Annotated in this window: 13 protein-coding genes and 2 pseudogenes; 7 read left to right on the top strand and 8 right to left on the bottom strand. The window is 67.7% G+C overall.

The features are described 5' to 3' along the window. Positions 1 to 16: 16 nt before the first annotated feature. From AB0C27_RS52145 to AB0C27_RS52135, 3 genes are read right to left on the bottom strand one after another with little or no spacing between them, the layout of a single operon-like run. Entirely contained in the window at positions 17 to 913 is an 897-nt protein-coding gene (locus AB0C27_RS52145) for a carbohydrate ABC transporter permease (protein WP_357862077.1), read from the bottom strand. 50 nt (positions 914 to 963) lie between these two features. After that, positions 964 to 1,875 carry an ABC transporter permease subunit gene (locus AB0C27_RS52140; RefSeq protein ID WP_357862076.1) on the bottom strand — a complete coding sequence of 304 codons (912 nt, stop codon included), beginning with the start codon at positions 1,873 to 1,875 and terminating at the stop codon, positions 964 to 966. Beyond that, positions 1,868 to 3,145, bottom strand: coding sequence for a polysaccharide pyruvyl transferase family protein (locus tag AB0C27_RS52135; protein WP_357862074.1), 1,278 nt, complete (start codon positions 3,143 to 3,145; stop codon positions 1,868 to 1,870). Before AB0C27_RS52135 ends, AB0C27_RS52140 begins: the two co-directional genes overlap by 8 nt. Before the next feature lie 79 nt (positions 3,146 to 3,224). Here AB0C27_RS52135 and AB0C27_RS52130 point away from each other — a divergent pair, with 79 nt between their 5' ends. Then, entirely contained in the window at positions 3,225 to 4,229 is a 1,005-nt protein-coding gene (locus AB0C27_RS52130) for a LacI family DNA-binding transcriptional regulator (RefSeq protein ID WP_357862072.1), read from the top strand. 181 nt (positions 4,230 to 4,410) lie between these two features. On the opposite strand, the gene AB0C27_RS52125 is transcribed toward AB0C27_RS52130, so the two are convergent. After that, positions 4,411 to 5,382 (bottom strand): aldo/keto reductase, encoded by a 972-nt coding sequence (locus AB0C27_RS52125; RefSeq protein ID WP_357862070.1) that lies wholly within the window; start codon positions 5,380 to 5,382, stop codon positions 4,411 to 4,413. A gap of 139 nt (positions 5,383 to 5,521) precedes the next feature. Here AB0C27_RS52125 and AB0C27_RS52120 point away from each other — a divergent pair, with 139 nt between their 5' ends. Then, positions 5,522 to 6,127, top strand: a complete 606-nt coding sequence (locus tag AB0C27_RS52120) for a TetR/AcrR family transcriptional regulator (protein WP_357862068.1) — start codon at positions 5,522 to 5,524, stop codon at positions 6,125 to 6,127. A gap of 156 nt (positions 6,128 to 6,283) precedes the next feature. On the opposite strand, the gene AB0C27_RS52115 is transcribed toward AB0C27_RS52120, so the two are convergent. Next, positions 6,284 to 6,817 (bottom strand): RICIN domain-containing protein, encoded by a 534-nt coding sequence (locus AB0C27_RS52115; protein ID WP_357862066.1) that lies wholly within the window; start codon positions 6,815 to 6,817, stop codon positions 6,284 to 6,286. Between AB0C27_RS52115 and AB0C27_RS52110 the strand changes: the two genes are divergently transcribed. After that, on the top strand, positions 6,719 to 7,372 hold the full coding sequence (locus AB0C27_RS52110; protein WP_357862064.1) for an RICIN domain-containing protein: 654 nt from the start codon (positions 6,719 to 6,721) through the stop codon (positions 7,370 to 7,372). The two genes, AB0C27_RS52115 and AB0C27_RS52110, sit on opposite strands and share 99 nt — an antisense overlap. 450 nt (positions 7,373 to 7,822) lie before the next feature. Here the strand turns inward: AB0C27_RS52110 and AB0C27_RS52105 are convergent, their stop codons facing one another. After that, on the bottom strand, positions 7,823 to 9,289 hold the full coding sequence (locus tag AB0C27_RS52105) for a serine hydrolase domain-containing protein (protein ID WP_357862062.1): 1,467 nt from the start codon (positions 9,287 to 9,289) through the stop codon (positions 7,823 to 7,825). A gap of 332 nt (positions 9,290 to 9,621) precedes the next feature. Between AB0C27_RS52105 and AB0C27_RS52100 the strand changes: the two genes are divergently transcribed. Beyond that, positions 9,622 to 10,359 (top strand): TetR/AcrR family transcriptional regulator, encoded by a 738-nt coding sequence (locus AB0C27_RS52100; protein WP_357862061.1) that lies wholly within the window; start codon positions 9,622 to 9,624, stop codon positions 10,357 to 10,359. Positions 10,360 to 11,040: 681 nt separating this feature from the next. Here AB0C27_RS52100 and AB0C27_RS52095 read toward each other — a convergent pair. Continuing rightward, a pseudogene (locus AB0C27_RS52095) lies at positions 11,041 to 11,751 on the bottom strand (IS256 family transposase); the annotation flags it as partial. 116 nt (positions 11,752 to 11,867) lie between these two features. Here AB0C27_RS52095 and AB0C27_RS52090 point away from each other — a divergent pair. Further along, positions 11,868 to 13,412: an ISL3 family transposase gene (locus AB0C27_RS52090; protein ID WP_357862059.1), complete on the top strand. Its 1,545-nt coding sequence runs from the start codon at positions 11,868 to 11,870 to the stop codon at positions 13,410 to 13,412. A 300-nt stretch (positions 13,413 to 13,712) separates the two neighbouring features. Then, positions 13,713 to 14,492 (top strand): annotated as a pseudogene (locus AB0C27_RS52085) (transposase family protein). A 264-nt stretch (positions 14,493 to 14,756) separates the two neighbouring features. Here AB0C27_RS52085 and AB0C27_RS52080 read toward each other — a convergent pair. After that, positions 14,757 to 16,700, bottom strand: coding sequence for a hypothetical protein (locus tag AB0C27_RS52080; RefSeq protein ID WP_357862057.1), 1,944 nt, complete (start codon positions 16,698 to 16,700; stop codon positions 14,757 to 14,759). Positions 16,701 to 16,808: 108 nt separating this feature from the next. Between AB0C27_RS52080 and AB0C27_RS52075 the strand changes: the two genes are divergently transcribed. After that, positions 16,809 to 17,384 (top strand): hypothetical protein, encoded by a 576-nt coding sequence (locus tag AB0C27_RS52075; protein WP_357862154.1) that lies wholly within the window; start codon positions 16,809 to 16,811, stop codon positions 17,382 to 17,384. Positions 17,385 to 17,669 lie beyond the last annotated feature (285 nt).

Below are 17,669 nucleotides of genomic sequence, written 5' to 3'. Positions count from 1 at the left end.
TGGCGTGGACGATCGGTCAGCCCTTGACGGCGCCGACCATGAGTCCTTTGGCGAAGTGCTTCTGAATGAAGGGGTAGACGAACAGGATGGGCAGGACGGAGATGACGAGAATCGCCATCTGGACGGAGATCTGTGGTGGCAGGTTCTCCAGGTTCGAGCTGAGCTGGTCGGACCCGATCGGGGTGTTGTTGACGACGTAGGTACGCAGCACCAGTTGCAGCGGCCACTTCTCGGACGACTGGAGGTACAACATCGCGGAGAAGAAGGCGTTCCAGTACGCCACCGCGTAGAACAGCCCGATCACGGAGACGACCGCCTTCGACAGCGGCAGGACGATCCGCAGCAGGATGCGCATCTCCCCGGCACCGTCCATGTGGGCGCTCTCCCGCAGCTCGCGGGGGATCTCCTGGAAGAACGCGCGCATGACGATGACGTTGAACGCGTTCACCAGCACCGGCAGGACCAGTGCCCAGTAGCTGTCCAGCAAGCCGAGCTGTTTGACCGTCAGGTACATCGGGATGATGCCCGGATTGAACAGCAGGGTGAACACCGTCATCAGCAGGAGCGGCTTCTGCAGCAACGAGCCCGGCCGCGACAGCGCGTACGCCAGAGCGATCGTGGCGACGAGGCTGAGTGCCGTGCCGACCGCGGTGACGCCGGCGCTCACCAGCAGCGCACGGGTGACGATTCCGCCGGACAGGACGGCCCGGTAGGAGTCCAGCGTCGGTGCGTTCGTCCACAGCACGAAGCCGCCCGCCCTGTTGACCTCCTCCGGGGAGGCGATGCTGGTGATGAGCACCGCCCAGAACGGCACCAAGACCGCCAGGCAGCCCAGGCCGAGCACGAGTCCCCGCGCACCGACCCCCAGTTTGCTGGACTCGCCCATCCAGACCGGACGCCGACTGCCGGCCAAGCGTGGCCTGTGGCGCGCTACGGACACCCCTGTCGACGCAGGTCGGCTCGTCATTTGGCGTACACCCCCTGCTCGCCCAGAGCGTGGGCCAACCGGTTGGCGCCGAGCACGAGCGCGACACCGACCATGCCTTTGATCAGCCCCACAGCGGCCGCGGTGCCCCAGTCGCCGCCGACGATCCCGTGGTTGTAGACGTAGGTGTCGAGTACTTCGCCGGCACCGGCACCGACCTGTGCCTGCTGCAGGATGATCTGCTCGAACCCGACGGACAGCGTGTCACCGAGCCGCAGAATCAGCAGCAGGACGATCACCGGGCGGATGGCGGGCAGGGTCACGTGCCACAGGCGGCGAGCCGCCGAGGCGCCGTCCACCACCGCGGCCTCCATCTGCGCCGGATCCACTCGGGACAGCGCGGCCAGGAAGATGATCGTCGACCAGCCGGTGTCCTTCCAGATCACCTGTGATGTGATCATGAGTTTGAACAACTCGGGCACGCCGACGACGGTGAACGTGGACAGGTCGGCCGAGCGCAGCCAGGCGTTGAGCATCCCGCCGTTGCCGAACATCTGCTGGAACAGGGCGACCACGATGACCCAGGACAGGAAGTGCGGCATGTAGAGGATCGACTGGGTGAGGCGCTTGAGCCGTTCGCTGATGGTCGCGTTCAGGATCAACGCGAGGCAGATCGGCAGCGGGAACACGAAGACCACCTGGATCAGCGTGATGATCAGCGTGTTGACGAGTGCGTTGAGGAACACCGGGTCGCCGGTGAGCACCGGCTCGAAGTTGTCCAGCCCGACGTACGGGCTGTGCCAGATGCCGAGGAACGGCTGGAAGTCCTGGAACGCGATGACGTTCCCACCGAGCGGCAGATAGTGGAACAGCAGCAGCACCGTGACCCCGGGAAGCGCCAGCAGCAGCAGGACCCGGTCACGCCGCCAGCGGTCGCGCAGGCTACGCATCGCCGGTCCCCGCCGCTATGGGCCGGCCCGCTGCGCAGGCTTCCACCGCCGCCCGCAGCCGGTCGTCGGCGTTGGCCGCGACCCTCCTGCTCCGGTCGACCGCGGGCGCCGGGTCGGTGGCGATGTCGGTGACCGCCGCGACGACCGTCGCCGCGGCACGATGGTCGAGCTCGATCACCAGGTCCGGGGCGCCGAGGTCGGCGAACATCTGAGACTTCGTGGTCTCGGTCGGCTGCCGGAGGTAGATGGTCGGGATCGCATGTCGTGCGGCCATGATCGGCGAATGACACTCCATGCTGACCACCAGCGACGAGAGGGCGTAGACCCCGGTCGCCTCCTCCAGCGGCCAGTACCGGTCCAGGATCCGGACCTGACCGAGCGTCTGTGGGCTGAGCAGGCTGGGAAGCTGCTCGTGGGCGAGCTCGACGGCATAGCTCATCTCGGGCACCACGACGGCCGGCAGGCCGCTGACGCGTACCCAGGTCTCGATCGCCGCCGCCAGCACCGCCAGGTCGTGCGTCACGGTGGCCCGGTTGACCGCGTCGCGCCGCATCTGCTCGCGGGTCGGTTCCGTGCCGTAGATCTTCGCGTACGGGGCGAAGCGCAGCCGCGGAACGAAGCAGGCGAACCCACCGGGCCGCAGGCCGAACTCCTCCAGCAGGCGAGCGGCGGCGACGTCGTCGGTGTGGTCGAACGCGAACGTGCCGTCCGGCCCGAAGGCGAGGTCGGGCCCGGTGATCTTCTGGCCGCGCAAGGTGGCCAGGGTCAGCGTTTCGCGGCAGTACACGAAGTCGGCGCCGTCGAAACGGTCCTTGACGTCGTCCTCGAGATAGGAAGGTGGGAGCAGATCGACCATCTGCGCCAGCTCCGGCAGCGTCGCCATGGTCGGTGGGCACAGCGGATCCACGGTGATGCCGAAGTACCCGTACGGGCGGCCCACGTGCTCGCGCCACCAGTCGATCTCGGTGGTCTGGAAGGCGTCGGCGCCCGATCCGTGCATCAGGACGTCCGCGCCGTCGATGGCGGCGGCCAGCTCCGGGGTGCTCGGCCCGTCCCCGCCGAGAGTGCCGTCGACGACGCGCAGGTCAGGGAACGCGTGCCGCAGCATGGATCGTTCGCGCTCCTCCAGCCGCACCGGCCAGAGGACGACCTCGACCTCGGGGGCGAACCGCTGAAACGCCCGCACCACCCCAGGGGAGTGAGCCACGTCGCCGATGTTCACCGTCGCCCAGGAGGACCGCAGGAGGACGGTGCGACGTACCGATGTCATATGTACTCCTTGTTGACGTAACGTTAATTCAAAATAGGGATGGTGAGACGTTACGTCAAGAACCGAGTAGGCTTGCACCATGGCAACGCAACGTGACGTCGCACGGGCGGCCGGAGTGTCACTCGCTGTGGTGTCGGCGGTGGTCAACGGCACGAGCCACACCCGGATGAAGGAATCCACCCGCACCCGGGTGCTCCAGGCGATGCAGCAATTGAACTACCAGCCGAACCAGACGGCGCGCTCGCTGCGGCTCAACCAGACCGACATGATCGCGATGATCCTCAACAAGCTCGACAACCCGGTCTACGCACCGCTGCGGCATGGGGTCTACGAGGCGGCGGCGGAGCACGGCGCGACGGTCCTGCTGGGCGATGCCGAGACGATGCGCTCCGGCAGCCAGTTCCTGACCCGGCTGCTCAGCCAGGGCACGGTCGACGGCATCCTGATCCGCGGCGAAGGGCTGCTGGACGACGACGTGATGGCCGAACTCCGCGACCACCCCAAGCCGATCCTCATCCTGGAACACGCACTGGAGCATCCCTGGATCGACGTGGACGATCTCCGCGCGGGCGAGATCGCGACGCGGTTCCTGATCAACCTCAGCCACCGCCACATCGTCTTCGTCGGGGGCTCTGGATACCTCTCCCAGCAGCGCTACCTGGGCTACCAGCGGGCGATGGACGCCGCCGGCCTGACACCGGCTCCGCACCTGGCCACCGGGTTCGGCGAGCAGGCCGGCGCCGACGGGCTCCGCCAGGCCATGCAGGCGGCGACCGCGCCGACCGCCATCGTCGTCAACAACATCATGAGCGCGGTCGGGGTCCTGGCCGCCGCCCGCGACCTCGGCATCACCATCCCCGACCAGCTGTCGGTGGTCGGCATCCACGACGTCGACCTGATGCGACACCTGCGCCCGGCCGTCACCGCGGTCCGGATGCCGATGTACGAACTCGGCCGGGCCGGCGTCGAGGCGCTTTACGACCTGATCGCGGGGCGGCCGAGCGCGGGCGGTGTCATCACCGATCCTGAACCGGAACTGGTGATCCGTGACTCAGCGACCGCTCTGACCCGGGTCCGCGATTAGCGGCCGCATGCTCGGCCGCCCTGTCTTGGAGAGACCCCTCACGGACCGACGGTCCGCGTCAAGAGGTGCGTGAGGCACTCGCCGGGCCCGCCGCCACTCGCGAGTTTCGGTGCCACGATGGGGAATGCGGCACTCTTCGCCCGGATGCCGGCCCGCATTGTGCGTGATGGTACATCTTCGATCAGCGGTCGATGGCGGCCATGTTGTCCGCGTCGTAGCGCTCGCCGGAGGCCGGGGGCAGGTCGTTCAGGCGGGCGACGTGGCCGGCAGTGAGCTCGATGTGGTCGGCGGCGGCGTTCTCCTCCAGCCGGGCGACTCGCTTGGTGCCGGGGATGGGCGCGATGTCGCCACCCTGGGCGAGCAGCCAGGCCAAGGCGACCTGTGCGGGCGTGGTGCCGATCTCGGCGGCTACGGCCCGGACCTCGTCGACGATTCGCAGGTTGCGTTCCAGGTTGCCGTCGGCGAAGCGGTGGTTGGTGCGGCGCCAGTCGTCGGCGCCAAGATCGTTCAGGGAACGGATGTCGCCGGTCAGGAAGCCGCGGCCGAGCGGGGAGTAGGGCACGAAGCCGATACCCAGTTCGCGCAGGACGGGCAGGATCTCGGCCTCCGGGTCGCGGGTCCACAGCGAGTATTCGGACTGGACCGCGGTGACCGGATGCACGGCGTGAGCGCGGCGAATCGTGGCGGGGCCGGCCTCCGACAGGCCGATGTGGCGGATCTTGCCTTCTGCCACCAGTTCGGCCAGCGCGCCAACGGTCTCTTCGATGGGTGTGCCGGGGTCCACCCGGTGCTGGTAGTAGAGGTCGATGTAGTCGGTACCCAGGCGCTTCAGTGATCCCTCCACGGCCAGGCGGATGTTGGCCGGGCTGCTGTCCGGTGCCGAGCCACCGGTGTGGGCGATCAGTCCGAACTTGGTCGCCAGCACGACCTCGTCTCGGCGCCCTCGCACGGCCCGGCCGACCAGCTCCTCGTTGATGAAGGGGCCGTACACCTCAGCGGTGTCGATATGGGTGACCCCGAGGTCCAGAGCGCGGTGGATCGTGTGAATCGACTCGTCGTCGAACTGGCCGGCGCCGGCGTAGAACGCCGACATTCCCATGGCTCCGAGACCGATGCGCGAGACCTCGAGGCTGCCGAGCGAAATGGTTTTCATGGCGCGGACTTCCCTTCCCATTAGTTAAGTACCGGTCGGTGCAGAACTCTAGCACATCAAGACCGATCGGTACTGAATTGCCTGGGCGGGATGAAACCGCTGGTCAGCGTAGATCTGTACCGAGGGGTACGCTTGTGGCATGAGCGACTCCCGCAGGGCCGTCATGGGCCGGCCTCGAGGATTCGACATCGACCAGGCGCTGGAACGCGCGATGCGGGTGTTCTGGGCGCGGGGTTACGAAGGCGCAAGCCTCGCTGAACTGACCGGCGCCATGGGTATCACCAAGACGAGCATGTATGCGGCCTTCGGCAACAAGGAGCAGTTGTTCCGCAAGGCCCTCCAGCGCTATGGCGCGGGGCCGGCCGCCTACGCCACGCGCGCCCTGGAGGAGCCCACCGCACGGGCTGTGGCCTTGGCGTTCCTCCGCGGAGCGGTCCGCACCACGACCCCTCCCCGCGGGCCCTCCGGATGCCTGACCGTGCAGGGTGCGCTGGCGTCGAGCGACGAGAGCCGGGCCATCCACGACCTGCTTGTCGACTGGCGCAACGACGCGGGGGTCCGCCTCGAGGAGCGCTTCCGGCGCGCCGTCGACGAGGGTGATCTTCCGCGCGACGCCGACCCTCGGCGTCTTGCCCGGTTCATCATGACGATGGGTTTCGGCATCGCAGTGCAGGCCGCCAACGGCCTCGGTCCTGCCGAACTCGATGAGATCGTTGACACGGCGTTGCTCGGCTGGCCCGCGTAGCGGCCGCCATCCTGGCCGTCATCGAGCACGCCACCAGGCGCGTCCATGTGCTCGGCACCACCGCGCACCCGAGCACGAGCTGGGCCACCCAGGCGATGAACGCAGGCGGACGGTCCCCGCGCCGAAGCGGCGCGGGGACCCCGGTTTCGAAGACGTCTAAGCGACTTTGTTGATGTGCCAGCTCTGGTTCTCGCCGCCCCAGCAGCGGGCCTGGACCACCCTGGCGCCGTTGGCCTGGTCCACATTGGCCACGTCCAGGCACAAACCGCTGTGCTTGGCGATGACCCGGTAGGTGCCGTCGGCGTTCTTCTTGAGCCGCCACCGCTGGTTGGCTTTGAAGCTGCAGGTCGCCTGGATCACGGCCGCCGCGCCCGCGGTGCTCGCGAAGGCGACATCCAGGCACTTGCCGCTGTGCCTGGCGACGAACACGTACGCCCCGTCGTCGAACCTACGGGCCTCCCACCGTTGACTGAGCACTTGATCCAGGCACCGCCACTGGTGCGTCGGGGTGGCGTGAAGCTTGCTCCCGTGCAAGACGTCCAGGCACTTGCCGCTGTGCTCGACGACGAACTTGTAGTAGGCGGGTCCGGCATGGGCGACCCCGGTCCCGGTGAGGGCGAGGCCGGCGGCCGCGGTCAAGGCGACGACGAAGGCGCGGCGGACTGTTGCGAAGGACGTTGCAGAGAGCATGGTGACACTTCCTTTCATGTGCTCAAGAGTCGGTGTGACGAGCGGATTCCGCATGAGTCGGGCCTACTCATTTCCGGACCCATTCCGGGATCCCGGGGTGCTTGGCGCCCAGGCCAGAGCCAGGCTGAATCGCCTCGACGAAAGGACATCTGCGTGCGAGAAGGGTCGATCTACGTGCTGGTGAACGTGAACACCGGCACGTGCCTGGATGAGAACCAAGGCAACCATTGGGTCAGAGCGTGGGGGCCCAACGGAGGCGACAATCAGAAGTGGGAGGTGAATCGGGATGGCCCCGGCCAAAAGTGGTGGCTTCGGAACATCGGGTCTGGCCGCTACCTTTGCCCCGAACTCACAGCTCGGGGAGGCGCACTTCGCACTGAGGAGGAGCCCTTCCGGTGGCATATCTCGTCCGACGAACAAGGGACCCGTTTGCAAGTCGAACACGACGTCGATTTGCATGTCGACGTAGAAGACGCTTCTAGCGACGACGACACAGCAGTCCTGTCGTGGAAACACAGGGGCAACAACCAAGTCTGGCGCTTCGAAGAGGTATAAGGGGCGTTTAGTCCTTTCTGATCCTGGGGTTCAGGCGCCGCGCCAGACTGCCAACCGACTGTATGGGCGTGTCGGCTTCCAACAGCGGGAGGTCACCGGTTCGGGCTGCCGGCAGCCACGACAGGACCTCCCCGACCGTCCCATGGGCACCCCCCAAACCGACGCCTCGGTGCGGACCATCGCTCTGGGCACCGACACGGCAGCACGAGCCTGGGATGGGGGCGGCATCGCGGTAGATGTTGTGACTGGTCGCGCGGCCGGACGGCAGGTGCATGGTCTCCGGCGGCAGCAGGACGTTGTGCGCATCGGCCGGCGACTCGTCACACGACAGCTCCACCTCCAGGCGGTGGCCCGGCCTGAAGGCATTCGGGAGAGGCAGAGGTGTACCACGCACTCCTGGATCTTCCCCGGCTCGACCGGGACCGGGCGGGTGTGCGGGTGGCAGCTCCGTCAGCGCGTCCCGACCTTGGGGGTGGCGCGCATGCCGACGTACGCGCAGGCCGTGCCGTCGGCCAGGGTGGAGAAGACGACGGGCATGTAGTCCTCGCTGAAGGACGGGCCCGCCCCCGTGGCCGCGAAGACGGTGTCGGTCACCGGGAGCAGCTCCATGTCCAGGGGCGGGGACATGTCCTTCATGCCGTCCACGAACTCGTAACGCATGCGCAGGCCACCACCGGCGCCCTGGCTGTCCTGGCTGTCCTGGCTGACGGTGATGACGACGCCGGCGCGCCGGTAGGTGCCGATCAGCGGGGTGACGTCCACGGCGGGCGGTTCGGCGGGCGGGCCGAAGGGGGCGGGCATGGTGACGCCGGCGAGCTCGGCAAGTAGGTCGCGGAACAGGTCGGCGTACAGGAGCCGGGCGCTGCCGCCGTTGGTCAGCAGGACCAGGGCGAGGCCGGCGTGCGGGACGACGCGCAGGTAGGCGTACTGGCCGATGGCGGCGCCGTCATGGCCGAAGCCGGACACGCCGTTCCAGTCGTACAGGGTCCAGCCGAGCCCCCAGCCGTCGGCGGAGACCGTCCACTTGTCGGGCACGTCAGTCTCGCGGCGCTGCATGGCGGCGACCGCCTCGGCCGACAGCACCGGGCCGCCGCCGGCCAGGTGCATGGCGGCCAGGCGGGCCATGTCGCCCGCGGAGGTGATGACGCGGGCCGCGGGGCCGACGGAGCGCGGCATGAGGTCCCAGGCGGGGGCCGGTTCCGGGTCGGCGCCGGGCTCGCCCAGGTGGCTCATCGCGGCCGGGAAGCGCAGCGCCTCCTCCGGCAGCGTCATCGAACGCTCCATGCCGAGCGGCGTGAACAGCAGGTCCTTGAGTGCCTGGTCCCAGGTGCGGCCGGTGAGGACCTCGATGAGGCGGCCCAGCACGATGTAGCCGAGCCCGCCGTAGGAGATCGCGGTGCCGGGTGGGCAGTCCAGCGGCACGTCCCGGGCGGCCTCGACGTAGCGGGCCAGGCAGTCGTCGCCGCGCCCGCCGTCGTAATTGAAGTCGTTGGTGACGCCGCCGGTGTGCGACAGGAGCTGGCGGACGGTGATCGTCCGGGTGGCCTCGAGGTCGGGGGTGGCGAACTCGGGCAGGACGTCGGCAACCCGGGTGTCCAGCGTCAGCCGGCCCTCGTCGATCAGCAGCATCACCAGGGTGGCCGTGTAGACCTTGGCGATCGAGCCGGACAGGAACACCGCGTCGGTCGTCACCGGCACGCCGGTGCCGCGGTGCAGGACGCCACTCGCCAGCTCGTGCACCTGCCCGTTGACCAGCACCGCCAGGGACGCGCCCGGCACGTGGTGCCGCCGGCGCAGCTCGTCGAAGCGCGCCTGCCAGCGGGCCAGGTCGAAGGTCTGTCCCTGCGAGCCCGCACTCCCCCAGTCACCGCCGGCGGTCCAATCGCCCTGCTCGTTCCACTGCACGTTCGTCGCCATGCTTTCCTCCGGTACGCCGTTCTCTCGATGCGCACACTGTACGCATATGGAATCGGCGTTCGCAACCGCGCACGGTCTCCCAGGCGGAAGTGGCGAGCAGACCCAGCGGTCCAGCCGTTCGTTAGGTACCGCGACACACGACCGGGCTGTCGTACAACTTGGCGGTTCAAGGGCCGCACAGTGGGGCGAGACGGTCGTGCGACCGCGCACCAGTACAGCCGTGCCGCCAGCCCCGCCGCCGTGAGTCCATTGACACCTGATGGCCGAGATCGCTGTACGCACCTTGCGAACGCCGTACGCTACGATGGCCGTTCAGCAAGGAGGAGGACTGAATGCCGGCCGAGAAGCAGCCCATCCCCTCGGTTTGGGCCCGCCCGCGTCCCAAGCGGGAGCAGCCGTCGCTGAGTCGCGACCGGATCGTGTCCGAGGCCATCCAACTCCTGGACGCCGAGGGCATCGACGCCCTGAGCATGCGCAGCCTCGGCGCCCGGCTCGGCGCGGGAGCCACATCCCTCTATCGCCACGTGGCCAACAAGGACGAGCTGATCGAGCTGGTCGTGGACGAGATCTACGGCGAGGTGCGGGTGCCCGCCGCCGACCCCGCACACTGGCGGGCCGCCGTCACCGACTCCGCGCACAGCCTGCGCTCGATGGTGCTGCGTCATCCCTGGGTCGTCTCCGTGCTCGGCCAGGTCGGGCTCGCCTATCTCGGGCCCAACCTGATGCGGCAGTCGGAGCGCATGCTCGCCCTGTTCAGAGCGGCGGGCTTCGCCGCTGACGAGGCCGATCAGGCCATGAAACTGCTCATCGCCTACGTCATCGGGATGACCACCAGCGAGGCCGCCTACCTGTCGGTGCTCGCCCGCAGCGGCCAGAACGAGCAGGACTGGCTGGAGAGCCTGCGACCGACCACCGAAGAGGCTCTGCAGGAGTATCCGCTCCTGCGCGACGGGCGTGCCACGGCGCAGACCAAGGACCCGGAGCAGCTTCGCGCGGATTCCTTCGTCTACGGCGTCGAGCGCATCCTGGACGGCCTGGAGAGCAGGCTCGGCCGCACCTCCGCCCGGTGAGAACCGGAGGGAGGGCGGCGGACGGCAGCCGTACGCGCCAGGCGGGGACTCCGGACTCCAGGGACGGGAGCCTGCCGGGGTGTCTCGGCCGGTCGTTGCCGAGTTGCTCGGCGGCCTTGGTGTAGAGCTCGGCCACCCGGCGCTCGGCGGCGTCGTGCACGATGTGCGCGGCGTGCGCGATGGCCAGCCCCTGGTGGCGCCGGCGGCGTACAGCCGGCAGTAACGTCACCGCGGCGCCGACACCGGCCCCGGCCCCGGCCTCCAGCGCGATCCGAACGGCCTTGACGGCCGTCCCGCATACGACGGCTTTCGGGACGGCTGACTGACACACACCTGGGCCATCAGTCCGAACTCCTCATCGCCGGGCCGCGCGGTCCAAGGCCGCGAACAGCCGACATACTTCACAATGAGAGCGATGTCAGCTCACCTCCTTGCACGAGCCACAGCCTCACTCCATGGCTTGGCTCTCGGCGACGCCTTCGGTTCCCAATTCTTTGTTCCGGCCAATCGTCACGCCTTCTCCTCTCGCTCTCTTCCGCCAGGCCCATAGCAGTGGACGGACGACACCGAGATGGCGTGCTCCATTTATCGCGTCCTGGCGGATCACCGCACCATCGACCAGGACGAGCTCGCCATCAACTTGGGTGTGTCCAGTCAGTGGTGTATCTCGATCTTTCTTGATTAGCGGGTGGTCGGGGTCAGGCGGCCTTCGAAGGTGATAGCGAAGGCGTTCAGGGCGGCTTTCCAGCGGGTGATCCAGCGTTTGCGGCCCCTGCCGGTCGGGTCCAGGCTCATGATCGCCATGTAGACGCACTTGAGCGCGGTCTGCTCGTTCGGGAAGTGGCCGCGGGCCTTGACCGCCCGCCGGATGCGGGCGTTGACCGACTCGATGGCGTTGGTCGAGCAGATCACCAGGCGGATCTCGGTGTCGAAGTTGAGGAAGGGCACGAACTCGGCCCAGGCGTCCTCCCACAACTTCACGACCGCCGGATACCTGCCGCCCCACGTCTCGGCGAACTCGTAGAACCGCTCCAGCGCGGCCGCCTCGGTCGGGGCGGCGTAGACCGGCTTGAGCGCTTTGGCGATGGCGTCCCAGTGCTGGCGGGCGGCATACCGGAACGAGGCGCGCAGCAGGTGAACGACACACGTTTGCGCCACCGCCTGGGGCCAGACGCTCTCGATGGCCTGGGGAAGGCCCTTGAGCCCGTCGCAGACCACCATCAGCGCATCGCCGACCCCGCGGTTCTTGATCTCGGTCAGCACGTGCAGCCAGAACTTGGCACCCTCGCCACCGTCGCCGGCCCACAAGCCGAGGGTGTCGCGCTCGCCGTCCACCGTGACGGCCAGCGCCACGTAGATCAGCCGGTTGGCGACCTGGCCCTCGCGCAGCTTGGCTCTGTCGCAGATTGCGTGATCCTCGGTTCGTCGGTCTGGTTGCGGGTTCCCGGCAGGAATAATGATCTTCGTGTCTTGCGCAGTGGATTGACGTTCTGCTTCCGCACCTGACGGTGCTAACCGTGGAGGATGCCAAGCGCGAAGGCGGGATAGTGAGTATTCGTGCTCGGGTAAGCGGGACGCGAGCGGCGTGCACGAGCTGTGGCGGGTTATCGGCTCGGGTTCACGGCAGGTACGTGCGCCGGCTCAAGGACGCCGTGGTGGGTGGTGCCTGCGTGATCATCGAGTTGGTGGTCAGGCGGTTTCGCTGTGTGAGCGTCACGTGTCCGGTGAAGACGTTCGCCGAGCAGGTGCCGGGCCTGACTCGGCCGCATGCGCGCTTCACCGACGCCCTGCAGCGGGTGCTGGCATCGATAGGGATGGAGCTGGCGGGCCGGGCCGGCGTTCGCCTGGCAGCCTCGCTGGGTCTGCAAGTGGGCCGGGACACCCTGCTGCGCCGCATCAGGGCTTTGCCTGAGCAGCCGATCGGACACGTGCGAGTGCTGGGTGTCGATGACTTCGCCACACGTAAGGGGCACCGCTACGGCACGATCATGGTGGATCTGGAAACCCGCAGGGTCGTGGACATGATCGACGGCAGGGACGGGGACGCTCTGGCAGCGTGGCTGCGTGAGCACCCGTTACCGGAGATCATCTGCAGAGATCGAGCCGGCGGCTACGCTGATGGGGCGCGCCAAGGCGCACCCGACGCAGTGCAAGTGGCAGACCGGTTCCATCTGTGGCAGAACCTCGGCCAGGCCGTGGAGAAGGACGTCGCCACCGCCCGCCACGACCTCGCAGCAGCGCTGGCCGCCGAGGCCGCAGCCGCCTGCACCGCCGAACCACCACCCGTGGTGCATCACCGCGAGCTCAAAGTCGTCACCCGGCTGCGTCGACATCACGCCGCCGTGCATGAGCTGCTGAAACAGGGTCTCAGCAAGGCAGCTATCGGCCGAGAGCTCGGCCTGCACCCCGCAACCGTCCGCAAGCTGGCCAGCGCCGCCGAGGTTGACACCGTGATTGCCATGAGTCAAAACCGTGCCAGCATCCTGGACGGATACCACGAACACCTGCACCGCCGCTGGAACGAGGGCATTCGAAACGCCGCCCAGCTCACCCGGGAGATCACCACGCTCGGATACTCCGGGACCGAGCAGCAAGTGCAACGCTACCTACGGCGTTTTCGCACCGGTGCCGGTCAGATCGCCGTCCCCGCGCCCAGGCCGCCATCGGGCCGCGACATCACCCGCTGGATCATGTCCAACCCCGACAACCTGAGCTCCGACGATGCCGGTCAGCTGCGAACCCTTCGCAAACGCAGCCGCGCTCTGAACCGGCTGGCCCGGCACGTCCAGGACTTCGCCCTCATGATGACCCAGCTCCACGGCCACCAGCTCGACGCCTGGATCTCCGCAGCCGAAAAGGACTCATTCACCGCGCTGGCTTCCTTCGCCCGCAACCTCCGCCGGGATCTCGACGCTGTCCGCAACGGCCTGACACTGCCGCACAGCTCCGGCCCTGTCGAAGGGCACGTCAATCGCGTCAAGATGCTCAAACGCCAAATGTTCGACCGCGCGAAACTCGACCTGCTACGCAAACGCACCCTGCGTTCCGCCTAGATCACGCAATCTGCGACAGAGCCCGCAGCTTCACATGGATCGCATCGATGAAGATCACCGGATACGCCGCTTGAGTTCTATCGGTGATTGCGAACGTTCTTGAGAAGGGACCGTTCCGATGCCTCGATGGGCGCACAACAAGATGCCGCTCTCGGCGAAGAAGCGCTACTTCGAGCTGCTGCGGGAGGGGGTACAAGGGCGCGGCGTCCTCCAGGTCAACTCCGTCGATGCCTGGATCACAGTACTCATCAGGTGTGTTCTCCTTGATCAGGAGTTACACCAGTGACCGTACAGACCCGTATGGGTGGGGTGTTAAGGGCTGATCCGTTGTGGGTGGAGACGTTCACTGGGCTGCCGATGAGCCGGTTCCAGCGGCTGCTGCGAGTGGTGCGGGAACGAGGCGGTGAGGGGCCCGGTAAGGGCCGCGGCAGAGGGCGTCCGTGGTGCCTTGCGCTGCCGGAGCGGGTGTTGCTGGTGGCCGTCTACTACCGCACCAAGCTGACGATGCGACAACTCGCGTCGTTGTTCGGGATCTGCCCGGCCACCGTATGCCGGGTCATCCAGCGCCTGGGCCCGCCGCTCGCCCTGGAGCCGGCCGCGCGCCCCGCCGAAGCCGTGGAACGGCTGTGGATTGTGGACGGCACCCTGATCCCGGTACGGGACCGAACCGTCGCCGCTTCCAGCAAGAACTACCGCTTCTCCGCGAACGTGCAGGCCATCATCGACGCCGACACCAGGCTGGTGGTGGCCATCGGCCGCCGGCACCGGGCAACAAGGCCGACGCTCACGCCTGGCGGGATTCCGGCCTGCAGGCCCAGTGCGAGGATGTCACCGTCTTGGCCGACGGCGCCTATTTCACACCGGCCTGGTCGTCCCGCACCGAACACGAGCGGGACGACCTCTGCTACGGGCCAGGCGGAAGACAACGCTGAACGCCAGCGCATCCGCGCCCGTGTCGAGCACACCTTCGCCCGGATGAAGAACTACAAGATCCTTCGTGATTGCCGGCAGCAAGGATCCGGACTCCACCATGCGGTCCAAGCCGTCGCACAAATGCACAACCTCGCCCTCACAGCATGAGCACCACTGCCGCAGAACGGCACTGACCTGCTCACACACGGACTTCTGCACAACTTTAAATGCCGTTGCAGTACTAAAGAGCGGGGGCGGCCGGATCACCATACGAGCCTCAACCATCCCGGCCGGACGCCGGCCCGGTCAGCTCCAGGTGGCAGTCACGGCGTAAAGCCGCACCGGCCGACATCGGTGAGCACCCCGGGCCGTTCGTGGTCGCGGACCGGCCGAGACGACATCGTCAGCGCGGATGCTCACCGTGGGGCTTCCTCAACCGCCGGCTGAGGTGGTTCTCGTACCCATCGATATCTCCTCATCACCGGGGCGATCAGTAGAGTCGGTGATCCACATCCAGTTCTCGTTCAGGATCACATGAGTCTCGTTCGATTTGACCGGAGCACACGGCGATGTCGTGCCATGGTGAGGTGTCCAGGAATGGCGCGGCTTTTTCCCCGGCTTGCCCGGCTTGCCCGGCTTGCAGTGCTGCGGCCCCTGCACCACCCGGATGGTGGCCGTGGCCGGGGCGGAGGTCAGGTCTCCAGCTCTGGCCACGGCGGTGTTGGTGATGGAGTAGCGGCAGTCGTTCCCCTTGCACTTCCGCTGGCCGCCCGTGCCCCTCGGCACGGTGAACGTACCCGTGCAGGTCGTCACGGCGCCCGGGTCAAGGGTTGTGGTCTGGCAGGTGATGTCCCGTACGTGGCTGTCCTCGACCCGCAGGTCGTTCACCCCGCTGCGGGAGTTGTTCGTGACGGTGTATCGGTAGACGACTGTGTCGCCAGGACGGTACGGGCGGGAGCTGTCGACGCTCTTGTCCAGCTCCAGCACCCCCTCTTCGCCCGCGACCTGGATCGTGACCCGTGATTCGGGCGAGGTGACCTCCGTCGAGTCTGCCCTGCCGGTCGCGGTGGCGGTGTTGGTGACCGAGCCGCGCTCGGCGTCTTGCGGTGTGACGGTGTGGGAACCGCGGCAGATGATCGTGTCACCGACCTCCAGGGTGGTCTGCGGGCAGGTGACCTCCTCCACCACATCGTCGCTCACGGCCAGGTGGGTGATGTTCATGTTGCCGCTGTTGGTCACCACGTACTCGTACGGCACCGTGGTGCCCACCGGCACGGGGTCGGGCACCGGCGAGTCCTCCGCGACCCGCTTGACGAGCGTCAATTCCGGCTCCTCCGCCACCGGGCGGACGACGACGTTACGAATCAGGTGGACGTCGGTGAACAGGCCGGTGGAGGCCGCGAACCCGAACTTGTACGTCGAGGGCACCGGTGTGGGCGCCGGCGTGGACAGCACCTGCTGCATGCCGTTGCCGTCGTTGAAGTCGATCGACACGGTCAGCATGGGGTCGGGCGCCGGGGTGATCCGGACGTTCACGGTGCGGCGCGACGGTTCGAGTGCGGCCTGCGCCGCCTGAGGGTCGTCGGGGACCGTCGTGGTGGGTCCGTGGAGCTGTCCAGGCAACGTCGAGGGCCACGGGCCGGTGGTGGTGAAGTTGCTGGTGGTCGCGGTCAGGAAGCAGTAGCCCTCCGTTCCGTCACCCGGCCCGCGCACCGTCACCATGTTGGCCCCCGGAGCCGGGATCCGGAACTCCGTGCCGGCCGGTGAACGCTCGGCGCATCCGCGGCCGCGCTGTTCCCAATCGCCGAAGTAGTTGCCCAACACGTCGAGGCCGACGCCGACGTAGCCCTGGTTGACCCCGGGCTCGAACGCGTTGGTGGGGTTGTCGTCGGGCAGTTTCTGCGCGTATCCGAGGCTGCCGCCGAAGGCGCCTGGCCGGTCGAGCGTGGCGGCGCCGTTGATGAGGAAGAAGGATATGCCGTCGGCGGGCGAGAACTGCGGCGTGGTGGTGCCGTACTGCCATTGCTCGAAGGTCACGTGCAGGCCTTGTTCGGCTGGGATCGGCTCGTCGTACAGGACGGCTGAGGTCTGGTCATTGTCGGCGCTGGTCAGCTGGAGGTAGCCGTACGGGGCGGCTCCGGTCGGGGGCACGGGACCCGCGGCGTTCTCCGGGCATCCCGCAAGAAGGCGGTTTCCCGGCCCCGGCGGCGCGGCGGTCGGCGCACCGGTCAGGCAGGCGGACCCCACGGCCCGGAATTCCGGGATCGCGGTGGCCCCCGTGAAGTCCTCCTCGACCAGCGGTACCGGCTGTGCTGCGGCCGGCTGGGCCGGTAGGAGTGCGGCCGACAACATGCCCAGAAGCGCCACGCCGGACACGGCCCGCCGCTTCAGGCTGTATTCGATATTTCTCGATCGAGTGATAGCAGATGGCGTTGTCACAGACACCCAACGTAGGTGGAGGTGCTCGGACATCTATCGAGCGACATGGCAAACGATCCGCCATCTGCTGACAGCCCTCGCCGTGCGCGTGCGATCTTCGCCTGCGACTATCTCAGCAGGGCCTCCGGCCTCCTGTCCGACCTGCACGCCTCGTGCCATGTCATGCGCCAGACCGTGAGCCGCCTGCTGATCCGCGCACAGGAGAGCGGGCAGGTGCGCCCCGAGGTCGACTCGCTCGACCTGGCCGCTCTGGTCAACGCCGTCGGGTGGTTCTTGGCACAGGCCCCGGCCCTCGCCGCCCGGCAGGAGCGACTGCTGGGCTTCGTACCGGACAGGATAGGCCCAGAAGCGGGAGCCGTGGCCCCGGTGGTCTGTTCGTGTGATAGTCCATGCCTGGGGAGGTCAGTGCATGCTCTGGGCAAGGAGGGGCGGGGCAGCGAGGTCAGGAGCGCGGCGAGAAAGGCTCGGTCCTCGGGTGCGAATCTGACTCTGGTGTCGGCGCCGAGTTGGCGCTCAAGGACGGCGATCTGGTGGCGCAGGGCGAGAATCTCCACGTCCTTATCCCGATCACCCATGGGCAGCAACCGCAATGCGGCGAAAGCGTTCGTGACGGCGCGGTAGACCAGGCGAAGGAGCACGGCCGATCATCATGCCGCACTTGGTTCCGTCTCCCTAGGTAGCCGGAGCTCGCACCACCACGCGCAGCCCTCGCAGGATTATGACCTGGGCGGATGTGATTATCGGCAGGCGCAGTGCTGCTGAAACCCGGCGGGAACGGTCGGCTCACCCTACCCGGCGCTGAGCCGTTGACATCCTCCTCCCGCCTGCAGGCGGGGATTCAACAGCAGCGACCCCACGAGGCACCGTCCGCAGCAGCTCGGTGAGCGCGTCGGCCCCTTGTTGAGC

It is taken from the genome of Nonomuraea sp. NPDC048882 (genome assembly GCF_040649755.1).
GTDB classification, from domain to species: domain Bacteria; phylum Actinomycetota; class Actinomycetes; order Streptosporangiales; family Streptosporangiaceae; genus Nonomuraea; species Nonomuraea maheshkhaliensis.
The sequence above is the reverse complement of the archived record's forward strand: the minus strand, read 5'-3'. Positions and strand labels throughout refer to the sequence as shown.